The sequence below is a fragment of the Caballeronia pedi genome, assembly GCF_001544915.2.
In the GTDB taxonomy this organism is placed as follows: domain Bacteria; phylum Pseudomonadota; class Gammaproteobacteria; order Burkholderiales; family Burkholderiaceae; genus Caballeronia; species Caballeronia pedi.
In genome coordinates this window covers 407,196-427,436 of the sequence record NZ_FCOE02000001.1, presented here as the reverse complement: position 1 = coordinate 427,436, position 20,241 = coordinate 407,196, and the positions used below count along the sequence as shown (strand labels likewise).

18 protein-coding genes are annotated in these 20,241 nt (G+C 62.0%); 11 read left to right on the top strand and 7 right to left on the bottom strand.

Annotated elements, in window-relative coordinates; all coding sequences use genetic code 11:
- Nucleotides 1-89 precede the first annotated feature (89 nt).
- From AWB80_RS01995 to AWB80_RS01950, 10 genes are all read left to right on the top strand, one after another.
- Nucleotides 90-956, top strand: coding sequence for a TauD/TfdA dioxygenase family protein (locus AWB80_RS01995; protein ID WP_208635589.1), 867 nt, complete (start codon nucleotides 90-92; stop codon nucleotides 954-956).
- 160 nt (nucleotides 957-1,116) lie between these two features.
- The gene (locus AWB80_RS01990; RefSeq protein ID WP_143327949.1) at nucleotides 1,117-1,863 is read left to right on the top strand and encodes an enoyl-CoA hydratase/isomerase family protein; all 747 of its coding nucleotides are present in this window, start codon (nucleotides 1,117-1,119) and stop codon (nucleotides 1,861-1,863) included.
- Nucleotides 1,860-2,420, top strand: a complete 561-nt coding sequence (locus tag AWB80_RS01985) for a tetratricopeptide repeat protein (protein WP_061172939.1) — start codon at nucleotides 1,860-1,862, stop codon at nucleotides 2,418-2,420. Before AWB80_RS01990 ends, AWB80_RS01985 begins: the two co-directional genes overlap by 4 nt.
- A gap of 127 nt (nucleotides 2,421-2,547) precedes the next feature.
- Complete coding sequence (locus AWB80_RS01980) at nucleotides 2,548-3,225, top strand: hypothetical protein (protein ID WP_061172938.1); 678 nt, start codon at nucleotides 2,548-2,550, stop codon at nucleotides 3,223-3,225.
- Nucleotides 3,226-3,236: 11 nt separating this feature from the next.
- On the top strand, nucleotides 3,237-3,686 hold the full coding sequence (locus AWB80_RS43055; RefSeq protein ID WP_143327948.1) for a hypothetical protein: 450 nt from the start codon (nucleotides 3,237-3,239) through the stop codon (nucleotides 3,684-3,686).
- 18 nt (nucleotides 3,687-3,704) lie between these two features.
- Nucleotides 3,705-4,229 (top strand): Lcl C-terminal domain-containing protein, encoded by a 525-nt coding sequence (locus tag AWB80_RS01970; RefSeq protein WP_087130891.1) that lies wholly within the window; start codon nucleotides 3,705-3,707, stop codon nucleotides 4,227-4,229.
- Between the two features lie 245 nt (nucleotides 4,230-4,474).
- Nucleotides 4,475-4,933 carry a Fur family transcriptional regulator gene (locus AWB80_RS01965; RefSeq protein WP_061172936.1) on the top strand — a complete coding sequence of 153 codons (459 nt, stop codon included), beginning with the start codon at nucleotides 4,475-4,477 and terminating at the stop codon, nucleotides 4,931-4,933.
- Between the two features lie 39 nt (nucleotides 4,934-4,972).
- Nucleotides 4,973-5,854: a metal ABC transporter solute-binding protein gene (locus AWB80_RS01960; protein ID WP_061172935.1), complete on the top strand. Its 882-nt coding sequence runs from the start codon at nucleotides 4,973-4,975 to the stop codon at nucleotides 5,852-5,854.
- Nucleotides 5,851-6,735 carry a metal ABC transporter ATP-binding protein gene (locus AWB80_RS01955; protein ID WP_061173097.1) on the top strand — a complete coding sequence of 295 codons (885 nt, stop codon included), beginning with the start codon at nucleotides 5,851-5,853 and terminating at the stop codon, nucleotides 6,733-6,735. Before AWB80_RS01960 ends, AWB80_RS01955 begins: the two co-directional genes overlap by 4 nt.
- A gap of 8 nt (nucleotides 6,736-6,743) precedes the next feature.
- The gene (locus AWB80_RS01950; protein ID WP_061172934.1) at nucleotides 6,744-7,532 is read left to right on the top strand and encodes a metal ABC transporter permease; all 789 of its coding nucleotides are present in this window, start codon (nucleotides 6,744-6,746) and stop codon (nucleotides 7,530-7,532) included.
- A 43-nt stretch (nucleotides 7,533-7,575) separates the two neighbouring features.
- On the opposite strand, the gene fghA is transcribed toward AWB80_RS01950, so the two are convergent.
- The 4 genes from fghA to AWB80_RS01930 all read right to left on the bottom strand — a co-directional run bounded on the left by fghA (nucleotide 7,576) and on the right by AWB80_RS01930 (nucleotide 12,329).
- Nucleotides 7,576-8,424: an S-formylglutathione hydrolase gene (fghA, locus tag AWB80_RS01945; RefSeq protein WP_061173096.1), complete on the bottom strand. Its 849-nt coding sequence runs from the start codon at nucleotides 8,422-8,424 to the stop codon at nucleotides 7,576-7,578.
- Between the two features lie 14 nt (nucleotides 8,425-8,438).
- Complete coding sequence (locus tag AWB80_RS01940; protein WP_061172933.1) at nucleotides 8,439-9,545, bottom strand: S-(hydroxymethyl)glutathione dehydrogenase/class III alcohol dehydrogenase; 1,107 nt, start codon at nucleotides 9,543-9,545, stop codon at nucleotides 8,439-8,441.
- 27 nt (nucleotides 9,546-9,572) lie between these two features.
- The gene (locus AWB80_RS01935) at nucleotides 9,573-10,787 is read right to left on the bottom strand and encodes an AGE family epimerase/isomerase (RefSeq protein ID WP_061172932.1); all 1,215 of its coding nucleotides are present in this window, start codon (nucleotides 10,785-10,787) and stop codon (nucleotides 9,573-9,575) included.
- A 108-nt stretch (nucleotides 10,788-10,895) separates the two neighbouring features.
- On the bottom strand, nucleotides 10,896-12,329 hold the full coding sequence (locus tag AWB80_RS01930; RefSeq protein ID WP_061172931.1) for a xylulokinase: 1,434 nt from the start codon (nucleotides 12,327-12,329) through the stop codon (nucleotides 10,896-10,898).
- Between the two features lie 334 nt (nucleotides 12,330-12,663).
- On the opposite strand from AWB80_RS01930, the gene AWB80_RS01920 reads away from it, so the two are divergent.
- Nucleotides 12,664-14,055: a nucleobase:cation symporter-2 family protein gene (locus AWB80_RS01920; RefSeq protein ID WP_061172929.1), complete on the top strand. Its 1,392-nt coding sequence runs from the start codon at nucleotides 12,664-12,666 to the stop codon at nucleotides 14,053-14,055.
- A 188-nt stretch (nucleotides 14,056-14,243) separates the two neighbouring features.
- Here AWB80_RS01920 and AWB80_RS45515 read toward each other — a convergent pair whose 3' ends face one another.
- From AWB80_RS45515 to AWB80_RS01905, 3 genes are all read right to left on the bottom strand, one after another.
- Nucleotides 14,244-15,398, bottom strand: a complete 1,155-nt coding sequence (locus tag AWB80_RS45515) for an HNH endonuclease signature motif containing protein (protein WP_087130890.1) — start codon at nucleotides 15,396-15,398, stop codon at nucleotides 14,244-14,246.
- A 187-nt stretch (nucleotides 15,399-15,585) separates the two neighbouring features.
- Nucleotides 15,586-17,052, bottom strand: coding sequence for an efflux transporter outer membrane subunit (locus tag AWB80_RS01910; protein WP_061173095.1), 1,467 nt, complete (start codon nucleotides 17,050-17,052; stop codon nucleotides 15,586-15,588).
- A 1-nt stretch (nucleotide 17,053) separates the two neighbouring features.
- Complete coding sequence (locus AWB80_RS01905; protein WP_061172928.1) at nucleotides 17,054-20,233, bottom strand: efflux RND transporter permease subunit; 3,180 nt, start codon at nucleotides 20,231-20,233, stop codon at nucleotides 17,054-17,056.
- Nucleotides 20,234-20,241: the final 8 nt, after the last annotated feature.

The window sequence follows — 20,241 nt, the reverse complement described above, 5'->3', positions numbered from 1 at the left end:
GTTTCACTATTCCGCTGACGGCGGCGGCGCGTCGCCGCTCTCGACGGGATTTTCGGAAAAACCCTCCCACCTCTAGATAGGAGAAGCAAGTGGATACACGTGTACGTCTATTCGAGAAACAATCGCTGTTGCCTTCGGGATTCGGGGCATTGATGAATCGCGACGCCTTTATAGGCGCCGATCCGCACAAAATCAAGGAGATCCTGAAGGAAAAGGGCTTTGTGCTGATCAGGGATTTAGCTCTTCAGAAGCAGGATTTTCTGAAGCTGTACTCGAGTTACGGCAATATCATCGCGTACGTGAATGAGCGCGAAAAGGTCGGCTACGGCTATCGGGATACCCTTGAACTCGACGGCGACAAGAAAAAAATCGTCACGGGGCGCGGTCAGTTGCCGTTCCATGCGGACGGCGGTCTGCTGCTGAGCCAGGTCGATCTGGTCTTCCTCTACGGCGCGCGGATCCAGAATATGAAGTTCCGCGGAGCAACCCTGGTGACCGATCACGTTCTCGCTGTGGAGGAGATGCCGGCTCACCTGCGCGAAGTGCTCGAACACGAGACCTTTGAAGTGCGCGTCACCGAGCGCGGATACTACGTTGACGTTTCACCGGACGGCTGGTTCAAGGTGCCCGTCTTCACCGATCTCGGATGGGTCAGGAAGATGCTGCTCTACTTCCCCTTTGATGAAGGCCAACCTGCAAGCTGGGAACCTCGCATTGTCGGCTTCTCGCCCTACGAGACCCATAAGTTCTTCACCGAATTGTCGAGCTTCTTCAAGAACCCGCGCTACACCTATACGCATTACTGGAAAGAAGGCGATCTGCTGATCACGGACAACCGCCGAAGCATTCACGAGCGCGAGGAGTTCAACGACCCTGCCATCGAACGCGTCCTGTGGCGCGGACAGACGGCTGAGACGGCCACGGGCGGCCCGGTCCGCGACGTCGCACTGGGCTAGGCGCCCGGCTGGTTCCACGACAGCGTTTCATCCGTCATGGATGTGACGCTGTATTATTTTGTCATCCGAATCAATTTTACATTTTTACATGCGACGATCTGATGCGTGCAGGCCTCGCGGGGCTGCGTTCGCGCGGTGACTCGTTAGTTTGGAGGAGACAGTGAAAACAATCAGCTTCATGGACAATCTCGTTCGGGTGGAACATCCTTCGTCGAAGGTCGTTCAATTGACTCTGGACGGCGCAACTCCGAGCAACTTCCTGGATGCGGATGCGCGGCGAAAAACCGTCCGCGCGATCGAGGCCGCGGGCCGCGACCCCGAGATCGCATCGTTGATCCTTTCGGGTCCTGCCGGCGCGTCGTTCTGCGCCGGCGGAGACGTCCGGGACGTCGCCGGAATCAGAGGCGAAAACGATGTCGATGCCTGGCTGGACAGCATCATCGCGCTCTACCTTGCGTTGCTCAATTGCCCTAAACCCATCGTCGCGGCCATCCAGGGCGAGGTAAAGGGGCAAGGCCTGCAGCTTGCCCTGCTCTGCGATATTCGAGTCGCGGCATACGGCGCGCAATTCGCCGAACCGGAACTCACTCAAGGCGTGGGATGCGCGGTCGGTGCAACGATCCTTCGACACTTCGTCTCGTATGGCGTCGCCACCGAAATGATCTACGGCTGCCGCGAAATCGGTGCGATTGCCGCCATGGAATACAACCTGATCAATTCGGCAGTGCGTGACCAGGACCTGACGCCCACCGCGTTACACTGGGCACAAAGGCTCGCCGGCTATTCGCCGCAGGTCTTCGCGCACACGAAGCGCATCGTCGCGCGCGACATGGTCGAGGAACTGAAGTCGTGTCTTCCGGCTGCCCGGCACATGTACAAGAAACTGTTCGACGTAGACCAGATATGACGGGCTCGCTTGTGGCGGGCCTGACGTCGATCCTGCGGCGCCTGCTACGCGCCGCCCTCTGCTTATCTCTTTTGCACGGGCACCAGCAGACCTTGGCCCAACCTGCATCGTGCGCGCTCGAAAGCGGGCTACTGCGAAGTATCGTCACCCGTGTGGATATAGAAAATGCGATTGCATTTCGCCTCAGCGAACAAAGATCGAAAAGGCTGCCATCTGACGGCGATATCGCTTCGCCCCATGCGCAAACGGAGCGAACGATGTCGAACGAGATGCGCTTCGATATCGGAGCTGCATACCTGACAGGCAAGCACGCGGAGAAGGATTCGAAGCGAGCGTTCGCCTCGTTTCTTGGCGCCGCGGAACACGGCGACGTGGAAGCCGCGATGATCGTCGCTTACCTGTATGCGACCGGTACTGGCACGTCCGCAAATTGTCGGGAAGCCGTGAAATGGTTCTGCCACGCAGGCGATAGCGGCATTGAAGAAATCAAGTATGCGATGGGAACTCACTGCTCTTTTGACCTCGAACGGACCGCTCGTCCGCCTCTCACTCGTTGAAGATTTCCGAATCATGAAATTTTGGCATATAGGGCTCTTGCTCACGGCCGCACTCATCGCCACTTCGAAACATTCCGGCGCTACAACTCTGACTTCGAACCCGCGTTTGACCAGGACGGTCCAATCCGTGCATCCGCCCTACGTCGCCATCGTCGCCAATGGGCGACTCATCTCGATTAGTTTGCCGCCTCAGCAGTTGAAGCTCGATATGAATGCAGCCAACTCGATCGCATCCGAAACCGGCGACTTCAAGCCCGCCCGCTACGCATTTCCCGATGCTCAAGTTCCACAATCGTTGCTGTCGCACCTGACCGGAATCTATGGCTATGACCGCCGCCGGGACGTGCCCATTGTTTCCTCGGGCGGAGACTGGGTCATCGCAGAATACTTTCGGGCCGGCTCGCATATTCCGGTGTCGCGCTTTCAGTTACTGGGCAAACAGGTTCAAAGGCAGGAGCAACTGGATCAAGCGGGCAAAACAGTGAAGATCATCGAGGTCGGCTGGGCACGTGCATCTTCCATGGGCGACAGTGATGGTTCTGAGCTGTCCGCGCTCGACGAGCACCCGGCATGGATCCGTGTCTTCAAGGTGCTGCCTGGCAAAAAGAGGCAGCTCATCGCTTTGGCATGGAGAAAGACACGCTTTACAAGCGCGCCCGATACCTATGATGAGCCGAAGGATGGCGAGCTCGCGTATGGTTTGCCGAACGGTGTCGCGAAGTGGCACACCATGCCAGAGTTTGCCCGGGCTGAGAATATCGATCTCGACGCCAGAAGTCTCGCGGGCAATCCGCGTCGCATGTGATGTGTCGGGACATGAACCTGCTTCTTCGCATTCTCAGGTTTCAGGTGGTCCTGCTTCCAGCGCTGTTCGTCGCTCACCCGACTCTCGGGGACTCAGCGGTCGACCGATCATCTGCCGGGCGCGCTACGTCAACACCCATACCCAATCACTACTATGTCGGCAGGAAAGGCGACGCGTATGAGTATGCAAAGGTGCCCGGCGGCGACGCAGACGACGTGCAGAGCCTGGTGCTGGTCTGGTACGCGGGCACGAGCAAGGAGAACGAACCTGTCATCCGATATCAGGATGGCGCGAGCAGCGGAACATTGAGTTGCTTCGACAACTGCCAGTTCGTGCGCGGCACGACCTTGATCGGCAACAAGCTCGTGCACACCGGCCGCATTCGCGTCACGAACGATCCGCTCATCTACGCGATCATGCATGACGCGCGCGCCGGCCGACTGAGCTACTCAGCGAAATGAATCAGGACATCACAACCCATGAATATTGCGAAAATGAGATGGTGTTTGCCTCTTGTATCCCTGTTGTCATTTCTGACATGCTCTGAAGGCAAGGCAACCTGCGTTCGAGGATTCGATAAAGACATCACGCTGCAAGGCGACCTCGCGGTCATCCGAAAGACCGGTCTGATCTGGAAAAGATGTGCCGTCGGCAGGGAATGGGACAAGAATAAACAACGATGCGCCGGTCAGCCAGCCGGTCTGAGTCAGTACGAAGCACGACGGGCTGCGCAACGAGCAGGTCCAGGATGGCGCGTTCCTACTGGACGTGAAATGGACACGATCCGCGTGAATTCGTGCAAGGGGCCCAAGATCGATGCCAGAGCGTTTCCGGATGTCGCGCTATCTGACTTCGGCGAAGGCGCAAAATTCTGGACCTCGACGGTAGCCATGCCCGGCACGTACTACTACTTCAATCTCACGGACGGCTCCATCGATTTTCATAGCGCGGGCTTCACCCTGTCCGTGCTTCTGGTCCGTAGCGTGGAAAGTCAACCACGATAAGCGCGTGGCCACTTTCGTCGAAGGAAGTCTCCGTCGCGCTTCGCAGTGGCGTTCGCGCGACCATCGCAACAATATCGCTTGAAAATCCTTTCCTTCTGCTCTGAGTTCACCGAGGCGCAAGTTGAGGAGCCCTTCTAGCGGCTCAATGTGATACATTATATCATCTCAACTTTTCCTGACGTCCGCCATTGCGCGCGTCGGGACGTAGACATCTTCAAATGCGCCGCCCCGGTGGCCGACCTGACATGACCGCATCCCTCGAATCCATCCTGGCGCGCGCCGAAGCCCTTGCCATCGAGCGCGGCGTCGCACTCACGCCGCTGCGCCGCCAGGTGTACGAACTCGTGCTGAAGGCGCACAAGCCGATCGGCGCCTACGACCTCATCGACGTCATGGAGCCCAAGCGCGGCGCGCGCGTGCCGCCGACCACCGTCTATCGCGCGCTGGATTTTCTCGTCGAGAACGGCTTCGTGCACCGCATCGAGTCGAAGAACGCGTTCGTCGCGTGCTGCGACGCGGGCACGCCGCACGAAAGCCAGTTCCTCATCTGCGATGAATGCGGCGCCACGCTCGAAATCCAGGGCCGCGAACTTGCTTCGTCGCTGTCCGCAAGTCCGCCCGCGCATGGCTTTCAGGTGCATCACCAGGTCGTCGAGCTGAGCGGGCTGTGCGCTGATTGCCAGAAAAAGCATCGCGGCGCCTGAAGCGCTTCGCATCGAGAACACTACAACCCGAGGAACCCGATGAAATTCGCGCACGTCCTGACCTGCTTCGCCCTCGCGCTCGGCTTTTGCAACGTGGCATCGGCGCAGACCGCGCGCGTGCCGGTCGTCGCGGCGGAGAACTTCTACGGCGACGTCATCCGCCAGCTCGGCGGCGATCGCGTGCAGGTGACGAGCATCCTCAGCAATCCTGACGAAGATCCGCATCTGTTCGAAGCGAGCCCGAAGACAGCTCGCGCGTTGCAGCACGCGGCGCTCGTCGTCTATAACGGCGCGGACTACGACCCGTGGATGGACAAGCTGCTCGCGGCATCGAAGGGCAATGACAAGCGAACGGTGATCGTCGCTGCGAAGCTCGTCGGCAAGAAGACCGGCGACAATCCGCACCTCTGGTACGACCCGGCGACGATGCCCGCCGTCGCGAAAGCGGTGAGTGCGTATCTCGCGAGCGCGGACCCGTCGCACAAGAGCGACTACGACGCGCGCCTCGCGACTTTCCTCGCTTCGATGAAACCCATCGACGCCAGCGTCGCGCAGATGAAGGCGCACTACAAAGGCGTGCCCGTGACGGCGACCGAGCCGGTGTTCGGCTATATGGCCGACGCGATCGGTTTCGAGATGCGCAACCAGCGCTTCCAGCTGGCGTCGATGAACGAGACCGAGCCGAGCCCCGCCGATATCGCCGCGTTCGAAAAGGATCTGCGCGAGCGCCGCGTGCACGTGCTCATCTACAACAGTCAGGCGACAGGCGCGCTGACGAAGCGTCTGCTCAACGTCGCGAAGGACGCGCATGTGCCGAGCATCAGCGTGACGGAGACCTTGCCTGCGCAGAAGACGTATCAGCAATGGATGCAGTCGCAACTCGACGCGCTCGCGGGCGCACTGCAAGGATGGCAACGATGAACGCCGCCGCAACGCAAGCCGCGCTGGAAGTCGATCGCGTGACGCTCGCGCTCGGCGGACGCGAGATTCTCAACGACACGAGTTTCACCGTGCACAACGGCGAGTTCATCGGCGTGCTCGGGCCGAACGGCGCGGGCAAGACCACGCTGATGCGCGCGCTGCTCGGGCTCGTGCCGGTCAAGAGCGGCACGATCCGCGTGAACGGTGAGGTGGTCGAGCGCGGCAATGCGTCGATCGGTTATATGCCGCAGATTCGTACCGGACTCGCGAACCGGCGCGTGCTGGGCCGCGATTTCGTCGCGATGGCGGCAGACGGGCATCACTGGGGTCTGCCGCATCGCAATGCACGCACGCGCGCGGATGTCGAACGCGTGCTCGATCTCGTCGGCGCGCATCAACTGGCTTCGCGTCCGCTGTCGGAACTGTCGGGCGGCGAGCGTCAGCGCCTGTTGCTCGCGCAGTGTCTGCTCGGCAATCCGCGTCTGCTGCTGCTCGACGAGCCGCTGATCAGCCTCGATCCGCGTCATCAGACGGGTGTCGTCGAACTCGTTCGGCGCGTGCAGCGCGAGTTGAACATCACCGTGCTGTTCTCAGCGCACGAACTCAATCCGCTTTTGAATTCGCTCGACCGCGTGCTGTATCTCGGCAGCGGGCGCGCGGCGCTCGGCACCGTCGATGAAGTCATCTCCAAACCTGTGCTGTCGCGTCTGTATGGATCGCCCATCGACGTGATGCGCGTGAACGGCCGCATCTTCGTGATGTCGGGCGATGTGGAAATCGACAAGCTCGATCACGCGCACGAGGAAGGCGAGGAGCATGAACACGAGCATGAGCATGATCACGCGCATGAGCACGGTCACGGTCACAGCCACATCAAATAGAAAGCACAATGTTCGAATACGACTTCATGGTGAATGCATTCGCGGCGTCGGGGATCGTCGCGGTGCTGGCGGGGATCGTCGGGTATTTTCTCGTGCTGCGTGGGCAGACCTTCGCGGGTCATGCGCTGTCGCACGTGGGCTTCACCGGCGCGACGGGCGCAGTGCTGCTCGGCGTGTCGCCGCTCTGGGGGATGGTCGGCTTCACGCTCGCGGCGGGCGTCGGCATGGGCGCGCTCGGCGAGCGGCTGTCGGGCCGCGATGTGGCGATCGGCGTGATTCTTTCGCTATCGCTCGGCTTCGGGCTGCTGTTTCTGCACTTCTTCACCGCGTATGCGACGCAGGCTACGGCGCTGCTCTTCGGTAACGTGCTCGGTGTGAGTCATGAGACGCTCGTCGTGCTCGCGGGGCTCGCGGTCGTGAGCCTCGGCGCGCTCGGCTTCATCATGCGGCCTTTGTTGTTCGCGTCGTTGCAGCCGGAGCTTGCGGAAGCCAAGGGTGTGTCGCTGCGGCTCGTTTCCGTGCTGTTTCTTGCCATTACCGCACTGGCGGTTGCGGCTTGCACGCAGATCGTTGGAGTGCTGCTCGTCTTCGCGTTGATGGTCGGGCCTGCGGCCGCGGCGCAGAACGTGACGACGCGGCTGTCGTCAGGGTTGGTTCTCGCGGCGTTGTTCGCGCTCGGGCAAGCGTGGGTCGGGCTCACGCTCGCGTATTACACCGACTGGCCGACGAGCTTCTGGATCACCATGCTGGCGGCGCTCGTGTATGGCGCGAGTCTGCTTGGGCGGCGGGGGCATTGATGCGGCTGGCTTGGGCTGCTGTGGACCAAACCAGCCAGATCCCTCACCGACACAGCACCTTCGCATGATGCGCGACATGCTCACCGACGAACGTCGAAATAAAGAAATACCCGTGGTCATAACCTTCGTGCCGACGCACGATCACATCATGCCCCGCATCCCGCGCATTGCGCTCGAACACCTCCGGATGTAACTGCTCGGCAAGAAACTGATCCGCCAGCCCCTGATCGATCAGAATCCCGCCTTCGAGGCGCGCCGCAGCATCCCCCTTGATGAGTTCGCTCGCATCGTACCGCTTCCACGCTTCGCGATCGTCGCCGAGATAGCCCGAGAACGCCTTCACGCCCCACGGGCACTGCGAAGGCGCCGCAATCGGCGCGAACGCCGACACCGACCGATACAGCTCCGGATTGCGCAACGCGAGCACGAGCGCCCCATGCCCGCCCATCGAATGCCCGAAGATGCCGATACGATCCTCGCGCACCGGCAACTCCGCCAGCACCGTCTCACGCAATTCCCGCGTCACATACGAATCCATGCGATAACGCCGGGCCCAAGGCTCGCGCGTCGCATCGACATAAAAACCCGCGCCGACGCCGAAATCCCACGCGTCTTTCTCACCCGGAATATCCGCCCCGCGAGGCGAAGTATCCGGCGCGATCAGCGCGATGCCGTGCTGCGCCGCATAACGCTGCGCGCCCGCCTTGATCGGAAACGTCTCCTCGGTGCAGGTGAGACCGGCGAGATAAAACAGCGCCGGCACCTTTTGCGACGCGGCCGCCTTCGGCAAGAAGACGGAAAAGCGCATCGGCAAACCGATCGTCTGCGAATCGTGACGATAGATGCGCTGCACGCCGTCGAAGCAACGGTGTTCTTCCACGAGCTCCAGCATCGACTTCTCCTCGCTCAATAGATGACGACGGAACGGATCGATTCGCCCTTCTTCATCAGGTCGAAGCCATCGTTGATCTGCTCCAGCTTGAGATGATGCGTGATCAGATCGTCGATATTGATCTTGCCTTCCATGTACCAGTCGACGATCTTCGGCACGTCGGTGCGCCCGCGCGCGCCGCCGAACGCCGAGCCTTTCCACTCGCGGCCCGTCACGAGCTGGAACGGACGCGTGCTGATCTCCTCGCCCGCCGCCGCCACGCCGATGATGAACGACTGCCCCCAGCCCTTGTGCGTGCATTCGAGCGCCTGACGCATCAGCTTCACGTTGCCGACGCATTCGAACGAGTAGTCCGCGCCGCCATCGGTCAACTGCACGATATGGTCGACGACGTTCTCGACTTCCTTCGGGTTGATGAAGTGCGTCATGCCGAACTTCTTCGCGAGTTCGACACGCCCCGGATTGATATCGACGCCGATGATCTTGTCCGCGCCGACCATCTTCGCGCCCTGAATCACGTTCAGGCCGATGCCGCCGAGCCCGAACACGACGACATTCGCGCCCGCTTCGACCTTCGCCGAATACACGACGGCGCCCACGCCCGTCGTCACGCCGCAGCCGATGTAGCAGATCTTGTCGAACGGTGCGTCTTCACGCACTTTCGCAACCGCGATCTCCGGCACGACGATGTAATTCGAAAACGTCGAGGTGCCCATGTAGTGAAAGAGCGGCTTGCCATCGAGCGAAAAGCGTGAGGTCGCGTCGGGCATCAGGCCCTTGCCTTGCGTCGAGCGGATCGCCTGACAGAGATTCGTCTTGCGCGACAGACAGAACTTGCACTGGCGGCATTCCGGCGTGTACAGCGGAATGACGTGATCGCCCTTCTTCAGCGTGCCGACGCCCGGCCCGACATCCACGATCACGCCCGCGCCTTCATGCCCGAGAATCGCCGGGAAAATGCCTTCCGGGTCCGCGCCCGACAGCGTGTAGTAGTCGGTGTGGCAGATGCCCGTCGCCTTCACTTCGATCAGCACTTCACCCGCGCGCGGGCCTTCGAGATCGACTTCCTCGATCGTCAACGGCTTGCCGGCTTCCCATGCGATTGCTGCTTTCGTCTTCATCGTTCAACTCCCAAGGTTGTGAATGTTTCAGCGCACGACGTTCAGGACTTCGTAGCATGCGCCCATCGTGTGATAGTCGACCTTGCCGGCCGGGCTCTTTTCGTCGCTGTACTGGCGGTTGTCGCGCGTGAGGATGCGATACCACGCGCCCCACTTGTGATCGACGAAATGCTCCCAGCTATAAGCCCACAGGCGATCGTAATCGTTCCAGTAACGCACCGCGAGCGCGGCGTCGCCATCGCGTTGGGCGCGATCCGCGAGCAGCGCCGCCGCCGCGAGCGATTCGGCCTGCACCCAGAAATACTTGTCTTCGTCGTAGAACTTGCCGTCGGGATCGAAGCCGTAGACCATGCCACCGTGCTCGTGATCCCACGACAGTTCCAGCGCGCGGTCGAACAGTTCGCGCGCACGCTTCGCATGCCACGCCTCGGGACGATGACGGTCGAGAATCAGCAGCAGCTTCGCCCATTCCGTCTGGTGTCCCGGCTGAAAGCCCCACGGCCGGAAGATGTTGCTGCGGTCGCCCTTGTTGTAGTCCCAGTCGATCGACCAGTCCGGCTTGTAGTGTTCCCACACGAGGCCGCCCGCGAGCCCGGCCTGACGGTTCACCATGTTGTCCGCGAGCAAGGCCGCGCGATCGAGATAGCGCGCTTCGCCGGTCGCTTCGAACGCGGCGAGCAACGCCTCGCAGGTATGCATGTTCGCGTTCTGGCCGCGATAGTCGGACACCTGCCAGTCCGCGCTCGCTTCGTCCTTGTAGAGTCCGTGCGGCGCGTCCCAGAAGCGCGTTTCCATCAGGTTCCAGGTTTCGTCGAGATACGCGCGGGCTTCGTCGAATCCGGCTTCGACCGCCTTCGCATACGCGAGCACGACGAACGCGAGGCCATAGCAGTGGTTGGTTGCATCGGTGACGTCGCGGCCGTCGAGCGTCCACGCATAACCGCCGGTCTGCGCATTGCGATGAAATTCGCGCAGATAGTCGATGCCGTGCGCCACGCCGCCGCGATATTCATCGAGACCGAAGTGCTTGTACGCCATCGCGTAGTTGAAGACGAAACGCGTGCTCGATACCAGATGACGCGAGGTGCGGTCGTAGATCGTGCCGTCGTTCTTGTAGAAGTGGTAGAAGCCGCCCGCCGGGTCCATGCAGTGCGGGTGATAAAAGGCCATCGTGCGCAAGGCGTGATCGCGCAGGAACGCGCGTGAGCGGAAATCGGGATGTGACGGCGAGGGTGCGGACATGGCTGAGTTCGATGTTGTCGTGACGAAGCGAGCTTCAGTTACCGCTCATATGAAGCGTCGCTTCATACTGCCCGACGCGAATTGCATCGGGATCAAGGGTACGAAAGTTTAAGCGGACTCGCGCTTCACTGCGAACCAGTCTTCGGCACGCCTGTACAGATCGATGAAGCGCGCGAGCCGTTCATCGAGCGATGGGTTCGCGCGCGGCGTCGCGGCGAGCGTCGCCGTGGGTGCGAGCGAGGCGAGATCGTCCATGCGCCAGTGGCCCGCCGCGATGCCGCCGAGCAGCGCCGCGCCGCGCGTGGCCGCGTTCGGGCAATCGACGGCGTGCAGCTCGACGCTCAGCGCGTCGGCCAGAAGCTGACGCCAGCGCGGATCGACGGAGCCGCCGCCCGCGAGCAACATCGAATCGAGCGCGGCGCCGTTCGCGCGTATCGCGTCGAGTCCCGCACGCAAGGCGAATGCCACGCCTTCGAAGGCGGCGCGCATCATCGTGCCGCGCGTGTCGTCGAGGCCGAGACCGAGCCAGCCGCCGCGCGCGTTCGGGTTCATCCACGGAGAACGCTCGCCGCTCAGATACGGCAGAAAACTCGACGAAGCGCTCGCGTCGGCGGCGAAGGCGTCGTCGTAGGCTTCGGGCCACGACGGATAGCCGAGCCAGCCGCGCACCGCTTCCAGCGCGACGCCGACGTTCTGCATCGCCGCCATGCGATACCACGCGCCAGTCGCGGCACGATACGTGTGCAGGCCGTGCACCGGCGCGGGCGCTCGCGCACACATCACGACGATCTGGCCGCCCGTGCCGGTAGTGAGCAGCGCGTCGCCATCGGAGGCGAGGCCGCTGCCGAGCGCGGCGCACGGCGTATCGCCCGCGCCGACGGCCATCGGAATGCCCGCGCGCAGGCCGAGTCCGGCCGCCGCTTCCGCCGACAGCACGCCGCCGCTTTCATGCGATGCCGCGAGCGGCGCGAACCACGCGCGCGGCAAACCGAGTTTGTCGATGAGCGCATCGTCCCATTCGCCCGATGGCAAGGCGAGCGCGGTGGCGCATGCGTCCGACGCATCGGTCACGAACGTTCCGCCGAGTTTCGCGCGCAGCCAGTCCTTCGGCTGGAGCGCCCAGCGCGTGGCGGCCGCGGTCTGCGGCTCGTTCAGTGCAAGCCAGCGCAACAACGGTCCAGCCATGCCGGGCGCGACGGGATTCGGCTGCGGGCCGGGCCAGGCGTCGAGCAGATCGCGGGCGCGCGTGTCGGGCCAGAGCATCGCGGCGCGCAACGCGTGGCCATCGGCGGCGGTAGGCACGACGCCGTGCATCTGTCCGGAAAAGCCGATCGCGCACACTGCTTCGCGCTCGTTCGCGGGCAGGCGCGAAGCGGCACTGACGAGCGCCGAATACCACGCGTCGACGGTCGTTTCGGCCCATCCGGGCTGCGCGCTGGTCACGGCGTATGCGGCGCTCGACGCTGCGGTTTCGCGACCGTCGCCGTCGACGATGGCGAGTTTCAGGGAGCCCGTGCCGAGATCGATGCCTAAAAAACGCATGGAATATCGAGTCTGAAAAGACGTTAGGGAAAACGCGTAAAACGGGGGTTTACCCCGCCATCGCGCAAAGAATGCGAAAAACGGACTATACGCGCAGCGTGATGCACATCATAACGACCACCCGAAGATAGCGGCCTTCCGTCACACGACGATTTTCGCGCGATATGCGTCAAACCCCTTGTGGCAAAGGTCTGCGACCGTTTGCGCCACCGATGGCGCGTCAAACCCATATCGGCGCGCGAACGCGACGTATAGCGCGGCGCGGTCTTGTTCGCGCCTTTTAATGCACTTAACTTGGAGGCCAATCAAATGGAAGGCGATAAAGGAGAGAGACATGGCTTCAAGTTCAGTGAAACCGTCCGTGCACCCGTGCGACGAACGGCTGCCCGCCGGACAACTGCTCACGCTCGGCATACAGCACGTTCTCGTGATGTACGCGGGCGCGGTCGCGGTGCCGCTGATTCTCGGCGCCGCGATGGGCCTGCCCAAGGATCAGGTCGCGTTCCTCATCAGCGCGGACTTGTTCTCGTGCGGCGTCGCCACTCTGATCCAGACGCTCGGCCTCTGGATCTTCGGCATCCGGTTGCCCGTCATCATGGGCTGCACGTTCGCCGCTGTCGGTCCGATGGTCGCGATCGGCACGAATCCCTCGCTCGGCATTCTCGACGTGTTCGGCGCGACCATCGCGGCGGGCGTGATCGGCATCCTGCTCGCGCCGATGATCGGCAAGCTGCTGCGCTTCTTTCCGCCAGTCGTGGTCGGCACGGTGATCGCGGTGATCGGTCTTTCGCTGATGGGCGTCGGCATCAACTGGGCGGCGGGCGGCGTCGGCAATCCGGATTACGGCAATCCGGTGTATCTGCTGCTCTCGCTCGTGGTGCTGTCGCTGATCCTGCTCATCAACAAGTTCGCGCGTGGGTTCATCGCGAATATTTCGGTGCTGCTCGGGATCGTCGTGGGTTTCGTTATCGCCGCGACGCTCGGCCACGTGAACATGGATGGCGTCGCGAGCGCGCCGTGGGTCGGCATCGTGCTGCCGTTCCATTTCGGCATGCCGCATTTCGATGCGCTCTCCGTCGCGACGATGGTCATCGTCATGTTCGTCACGTTCATCGAATCGACGGGCATGTTCCTCGCGGTCGGCGATCTCGTCGAGCGTCCGGTCGATCAGAAAGCGCTCGTGCGCGGCCTGCGTGTGGATGGTCTCGGCACGCTGATCGGCGGCATCTTCAACTCGTTCCCGCATACGTCGTTTTCGCAGAACGTCGGGCTGATCGGCGTGACGGGCGTGAAGAGCCGCTTCGTCTGCGCGACGGGCGGCGTGATTCTGGTCGTGCTCGGTCTCTTTCCGAAGATGGCGCAGGTGGTGGCTTCGGTCCCGCCGTTCGTGCTCGGCGGCGCGGGCATCGTGATGTTCGGCATGGTGGCGGCGAACGGCATCAAGACGCTGTCGCGCGTGGACTTTTCGAAGAATCAGCACAACCTGTTCATCGTCGCGGTGAGCGTGGCGATGGGTATGGTGCCGGTGGTCGCACCGAAGTTCTTCACGCAACTGCCGCACGCGCTGGAGCCGATTCTTCACAGCGGGATTCTGCTGGCTTCGGTGTCGGCGGTGATTTTGAACATCGTGTTCAATGGTGTGCGCAAGGAGCGTGAAGCGCGGCGTGATGCGCGTGAGGCAGCGCATGAATTCGAAGGCGCCGCTCACGCGGGCGACGCGCATTGAGGAAGTCGTAACCCTGGAAGTGTTGGCTGGTGGCTTGCGTTGGGCGCCGCGGTGAGAATCGCGGCGCTTTTTTTCGAAAGCTCTCAAGCAAACTAACTGCTCCAAATCCGTGACAGGCAAACAATTGCACAGCCAGGCATCCTACTCGCGCCTTGCCTTCTACACTTCCGGAGCCGACCTCTAATATGTTACTTAAAGTGCCAAAGTTGAGATTCAAGAGCCTTGATTAGCGCGTCTCGGTCTATCGGCGGGCGCTCCGTGTCTCGTTGATCTTGGGGCGTTTGAAGGGCCGGCGTAAAAGCATCAAGATAAGACAAGTCTCGTAGGCTCGATAGCTCTTCAGAAATCGCGAGAACTGTGCACGTATATACGATTTCTCCGTTCTCGCGAGAAACATCACCGACTCTACAAAAGCACCCTACAACCTTGCGACCAGTCAACCACACGGAGTTCGCGGAAGTAGACGTCGCATACCAACGATCAAACGAAAATGTAACGCGGACACCCTTCTTTAATCGCGACGCTTGCACTCGTTGATTCGGGCCTAACTCTGTTCGACTCAGACGTTTGAAATTGAATGCACCTTCGACATATATGATGTCATTCTTTATGGGCGATGCTACAACATGGCCCCGCTTCGAAAAACCTGACAGGTCAGCTATCGACAATCGGTCGAGCACGGTCAGGAACAGATCCTTCGCGTATGCATATCTCAGCGAGCCGAACCTTCCTGAGTAAGCGTAATTACTGTCGGTGGTTTCCGGAACCAAGTGGCCGCATTCGTCTAGTATCCCGGCTCGTCTTGACTCTGAATAATGGGGCAGAGACGTCCAATCAATACCCTCGTGACTCGCAATTTCGTGGAGACGAAGAAGATTGAAAAAAAACCAATATTCACCTACCGTCTGAGCCGCCCGACGAATCACTAGAGCGTCGTCAATGTGAACTTGCTCTTCCCAACGACGCTTCGCGTCGCGAAGCGCTTCGGGTGATAGGTTTTGTGAAAGCGCTCCCTTGCTGTGGGCCTTGGCGTGATCCGACGGACAAAGTACGACCAAGTTGTCTGCCTCGTGGGACCGACTCTTGGCCCACGGTTCAATATGATGTATCACAACCGGCGCACTTTCCGACCGACAGACACAGCACACCCACTTATTGTCGTGAAGCAGTTTCAGTAGCGTCTTAGCAGGAATCGGTGTTCGCTTCGAATATATATCTTTCGCAATATTTTCGGGCAAACCAAGCGAGAGAAGTTCCGGAAGAGATTTCGCCCTAAGTGCGGCTATGCTATGCCCTCCATCACTTATCGACGCGGCTGTTATCGAATCAACACCTCGCGCCATAAGTGCTTTCAAGGTTCGGTTCACTCTGAATCTCCGGTCCGCGTTGTTCGGGACGTGGCGAGCTCGATCACGTCCCGCTATGATTTCGAATCGTGGGGCATCCTACGATTTGCGCTTCGTTAAACGAGTGGCCTCGCCTATCCCGACGTGCGACGCTCTATGGTATCGACGTGGCCAACCCGGTTCCCTAACCCGCATCCACCGCCCGCGGCACATCCCCCGTCCGCTCGATCCACCCGCCTCCCAGCGCCTGATACAGCGTCACGAGATTCGCCAGCCGCTGCGTCCTCGCCGAAATCAACGTCTGCTGCGCCGCATACAAATCCTGCTGCGCCGTCAACACGCCGAGATAACTATCGACACCTTGCCGATAACGCAGCGTCGACAATTCCAGCCGCCGCTGCTGCGCAGCCGTATCACGCACGAGCGCAGCGATCTGCTGATCGTAAGTGCCGCGCGCGGCGAGCCCGTTCGCGACGTCGCTGAAGGCCGACTGAATCGCCTTCTCATACTGCGCGACCTCGATCCTCTTCTCGATGTTTGCGAGATCCAGATTCGCGAGGTTCTGCCCGCCTTCGAAGATCGGCAATGTGATCGTCGGCGCGAAACTCCACGCCGCCGAGCCCGGCTTGAACAGCCCGCCGAGCGACGGGCTCAGCGTGCCGAAGCTGCCGGTCAGCGAAATGCTCGGGAAAAACGCCGCGCGCGCCGCGCCGATATTCGCGTTCGCCGCCAGCAGATTCTGCTCGGCCTCCATGATGTCCGGCCGGCGCAGCAGCAAATCCGACGGCAGTCCCGCCGGAATATCCGTGAGCAGGTTCTGCCCGTCGAGCGGCATGCCGCCCGGCAGGTCGTCCGGCATCGGCTCGCCGAGCAGCAGCACGAGCGCATTCACCGCCTGCGCTCGCGCGCGTTCCTGCGCCTGCAGGTTCGCCGCCGCGCTTTCCATCACCGTGCGCGACTGGCTCAGATCGAGCTCCGACGCCGTGCCGTTGTCGAACTGCAGCTTCACGATGCCGTAGGAATCGCTCGCACTCTTGAGCGTCTGCCGCGTGACGGCGAGCAGGTCATCGGCCTGCAGCACTTGCAGATACTGCGTCGCCACCTGCGACACGAGCGAGATTTCCGTCGCCTTGCGCGCGTACGCCGTCGCGAAGTACTTCGCGAGCGCCTGATCCTTCAGGCTCTGCACGCGGCCGAACAGGTCGATTTCCCATGACGCGTTCAGACCCACCGAGTAAGTGTTCTGAATCGTCTGGTTGAAAAAGGACAGATCCTTCGGCGTGCGCTGCTTCGACTGGCTGCCCTGCGCGTCGAGCGTCGGAAAGAGCTCCGAACGCGTGATGCGGTATTGCGCCTGCGCGGCCTGCACGTTGAGCATCGCGACGCGCAGGTCGCGGTTGTTCTTCAATGCGATGTCGATGAGCCGCTGCAGACGTGCATCGACGAAAAAGTCGCGCCAGCCGATATCCGCGGCGGCCACGCCGTCCGCGCTGCGCGCGCCGCCGTTCGCCGCGCCGGGCTGCGTCGCGTAGACGCCGTCCGTCGGGAAGCTCGCCGATACCGGCGCCGCGGGGCGCTCGTATTTCGGCGCCATCGTGCAGCCGGTCGCCAGCATGGCGATGGCCGTTGCTATCAAGGAAAGTCTACGCATGTCAGTGTCCTTCGTTGCCCTGTTGCGCGCGCCGCTGCGCGTCATAACGCGCGAGCGCGGCCTCCGTGTCCTCCTTGTCGCCGCCGAAGCGCGCGCGCACGACGACGAAGAACATCGGCACCATGAAGATGGCGAGGAAAGTCGCAGTCACCATCCCGCCGATCACGCCGGTGCCGATCGCGTGCTGGCTGCCCGAGCCCGCGCCGTTGCTGATCGCGAGCGGCATGGTGCCGAGGATGAAGGCGAGCGAGGTCATCAGAATCGGCCGCAGACGCAGGCGCGCCGCTTCCAGCGCCGCCTCGATCGGCCCCATCTTTTGCGAGACCTGGAGATCACGCGCGAACTCGACGATCAGAATCGCGTTCTTCGCCGACAACCCGACCGTGGTCAGCAAGCCGACCTGGAAGAACACGTCGTTCTCCAGTCCGCGCAGCGACACGGCGAGCAATGCGCCGATCACGCCGAGCGGCACGACCATGATCACGGAGAACGGAATCGACCAGCTCTCGTACAGCGCCGCGAGACACAGGAACACGACGAGAATCGAGATGCCGTAGAGAATCGGCGCCTGCGAGCCGGACTGGATCTGCTGATACGACAGCCCCGTCCATTCATAGCCGATGCCGGCCGGCAGCTTCGCCGCGAGCGCTTCCATCGCGGCCATCGCCTGGCCGGTGGATTTGCCCGGCGTCGCGACGCCCTGGATTTCGATCGACGACAAGCCGTTGTAGCGCTCGAGCTTGGGCGAGCCGTAGCTCCATTCGGTCGTCGCGAACGAGGAGAACGGCACCATCGAGCCGGACGCATTGCGCACGTACCAGCTGTCGATGTTCTCCGGCGACATGCGGAACGGCGCATCGCTCTGCATGTAGACCTTCTTGATGCGGCTGTCGGTATCGAGGAAGTTGTTCACATACTTCGATGCCCACGCGATCGAGAACGTCTGGTCGATCATCGATGGATCGACGCCCTGCGCGATCGCCTTCTGGCGGTCGATGCTCACCTTGAACTGCGGCGCGTCGTTCAGGCCGTTGGGGCGCACCTGAGCGAGCGTCGGGTCCTTCGCGGCCATGCCGAGCAGCATCGCGCGCGCCTGCATGAGCTTTTCGTGGCCGAGACCGGCGCGGTCCTGAAGCTCGAAGTCGAAGCCCGAAGCCGTGCCGAGTTCCGGAATGGACGGCGGATTCACCGGGAACACGAGCGCGTTCTTGTAGCCTGCGAACGTGCCGTAAGTGCGGCCGACCAGCGCCTGGACTTTCTCGTTGGCGCTCGTGCGCTGATTGAAGTCCTTCAGCCGCACGAAGACGAGGCCCGAGTTCTGGCCATGACCCGCGAAGCTGTAGCCGTTCACCGTGAACACCGATTCGACGATCGCGCTTTCCTTCTTCAGCAGATAGCCCGCGACATCGTCCAGCGCGCGCTGCGTCATTTCCTGCGTGGCGCCTGCGGGCGTGGCCACCAGCACGAACATCGTGCCCTGGTCTTCGTCCGGCAGGAACGCCTTCGGCAGACGCGTGAACAACATGCCCACCGCGACGATGATCACGAGATAAATGATGAGCCAGCGCCCCGAGCGTTTGATGACGTGCGCCACGCCGCCGTGATACTTCGCCTGGCTCTTCGCGAAGGTGCGGTTGAACCAGCCGAAGAAGCCCGTCTTCTTTTCCTCGTGCCCCTGCGGATGCGGCTTCAGCATCGTTGCGCACAGCGCCGGGGTGAGCACCATCGCGGTGAGGACCGAAAGGCCCATCGCCGAGACGATCGTCAGCGAGAACTGACGGTAGATCGCGCCGACCGAGCCGCCCGTGAACGCCACCGGCACGAACACCGCCGCGAGCACGAGCGCCACGCCGACGAGCGCGCCGGTGATCTGGCTCATCGCCTTTTTCGTGGCTTCCTTCGGCGACAACCCTTCCTCCGTCATCACCCGCTCGACGTTCTCCACGACCACGATGGCATCGTCCACCAGCAGGCCGATGGCGAGCACGAGGCCGAACATCGACAGCGTGTTGATCGAGAAACCGGCCGCCGACATGATCGCGAAGGTGCCGAGCAGCACCACCGGCACGGCGATGGTCGGAATCAGCGTCGCGCGCAGGTTCTGCAGGAACAGGTACATCACGAGGAACACCAGCACGATGGCCTCGAAGAGCGTCTTGATCACATCGGAGATCGACTGCTTCACGAAGGGCGTCGTGTCGTACGGGTACTTCACAACCAGGCCGTGCGGGAAGAACTTCGAAAGCTGATCGATCTTCGCGCGCACCGCGTTGGCGGTGGCGAGCGCGTTCGCGCCGGTCGCGAGCTGAATGCCGAAGCCCGCCGCCGGACGGCCGTTGTACTGCGTCTCGAAGTTGTAGTTCTCGCCGCCCAGACCGATGCGCGCGACGTCGCGCAGGCGCACCTGCGAGCCGTCCTGATTCACTTTCAGCAGCACGTTGCCGAACTGCTCGGGCGTGCGCAGGAGCGTCGCTTCGGTGATGGTCGCCTGCATCGACTGGCCGGGCACGGCGGGCACGCCGCCCAGTTGCCCGCCCGCGACCTGCACGTTCTGCGATTGCAGCGCGTTCTGCACGTCCACCGGCGTGAGGTTGAACTTGGTCAGCTTGTTCGGATCGAGCCAGATCCGCATGGCGTACTGCGAGCCGAACAGCGTCACGGTGCCGACGCCGTTCAGACGGCTGACCGAATCCTGCACGTTCGACGCCACGTAGTTCGCGAGGTCGTCGCGGCTCATGCTGCCGTCTTCGGACACGAACGCCAGCACGAGCAGGAAGCTGCTGCTCGACTTGGTCACGCTGATGCCCAACTGCTGCACGACGGCCGGCAGATTGGGCGTGGCCAGTTGCAGCTTGTTCTGCACCTGCACCTGCGCGATGTCCGCGTTGGTGCCGGCGGCAAAGGTCAGCGTGACGGTCGCGGTGCCGCTGTCATCGGATGTGGACGACAGATACAGCAGATGGTCGAGCCCGCTCATCTGCTGCTCGATCACCTGCGTGACGGTGTTCTCCACCGTCTGTGCCGAAGCGCCGGGATAGTTGGCGGAAATCTGGATCGCGGGCGGCGCGATGGTCGGATACTGCGCGACCGGCAGCGTCGTGACCGACGCGAGACCCGCCAGCATCAGAATGATGGCGATCACCCACGCGAAAATCGGGCGATCGATAAAGAACCTGGCCATATGGCGTG

Coding starts and splice junctions, on each gene's coding strand:
- AWB80_RS01985 (WP_061172939.1), top strand. CDS start 1,860: ATGACGGGCTCGCTTGTGGCGGGCCTGACGTCGATCCTGCGGCGCCTG.
- AWB80_RS43055 (WP_143327948.1), top strand. CDS start 3,237: ATGAACCTGCTTCTTCGCATTCTCAGGTTTCAGGTGGTCCTGCTTCCA.
- AWB80_RS01970 (WP_087130891.1), top strand. CDS start 3,705: ATGAATATTGCGAAAATGAGATGGTGTTTGCCTCTTGTATCCCTGTTG.
- AWB80_RS01965 (WP_061172936.1), top strand. CDS start 4,475: ATGACCGCATCCCTCGAATCCATCCTGGCGCGCGCCGAAGCCCTTGCC.
- AWB80_RS01960 (WP_061172935.1), top strand. CDS start 4,973: ATGAAATTCGCGCACGTCCTGACCTGCTTCGCCCTCGCGCTCGGCTTT.
- AWB80_RS01955 (WP_061173097.1), top strand. CDS start 5,851: ATGAACGCCGCCGCAACGCAAGCCGCGCTGGAAGTCGATCGCGTGACG.
- AWB80_RS01950 (WP_061172934.1), top strand. CDS start 6,744: ATGTTCGAATACGACTTCATGGTGAATGCATTCGCGGCGTCGGGGATC.
- fghA (WP_061173096.1), bottom strand. CDS start 8,424: ATGCTGGAGCTCGTGGAAGAACACCGTTGCTTCGACGGCGTGCAGCGC.
- AWB80_RS01940 (WP_061172933.1), bottom strand. CDS start 9,545: ATGAAGACGAAAGCAGCAATCGCATGGGAAGCCGGCAAGCCGTTGACG.
- AWB80_RS01935 (WP_061172932.1), bottom strand. CDS start 10,787: ATGTCCGCACCCTCGCCGTCACATCCCGATTTCCGCTCACGCGCGTTC.
- AWB80_RS01930 (WP_061172931.1), bottom strand. CDS start 12,329: ATGCGTTTTTTAGGCATCGATCTCGGCACGGGCTCCCTGAAACTCGCC.
- AWB80_RS01920 (WP_061172929.1), top strand. CDS start 12,664: ATGGCTTCAAGTTCAGTGAAACCGTCCGTGCACCCGTGCGACGAACGG.
- AWB80_RS45515 (WP_087130890.1), bottom strand. CDS start 15,398: ATGGCGCGAGGTGTTGATTCGATAACAGCCGCGTCGATAAGTGATGGA.
- AWB80_RS01910 (WP_061173095.1), bottom strand. CDS start 17,052: ATGCGTAGACTTTCCTTGATAGCAACGGCCATCGCCATGCTGGCGACC.
- AWB80_RS01905 (WP_061172928.1), bottom strand. CDS start 20,233: ATGGCCAGGTTCTTTATCGATCGCCCGATTTTCGCGTGGGTGATCGCC.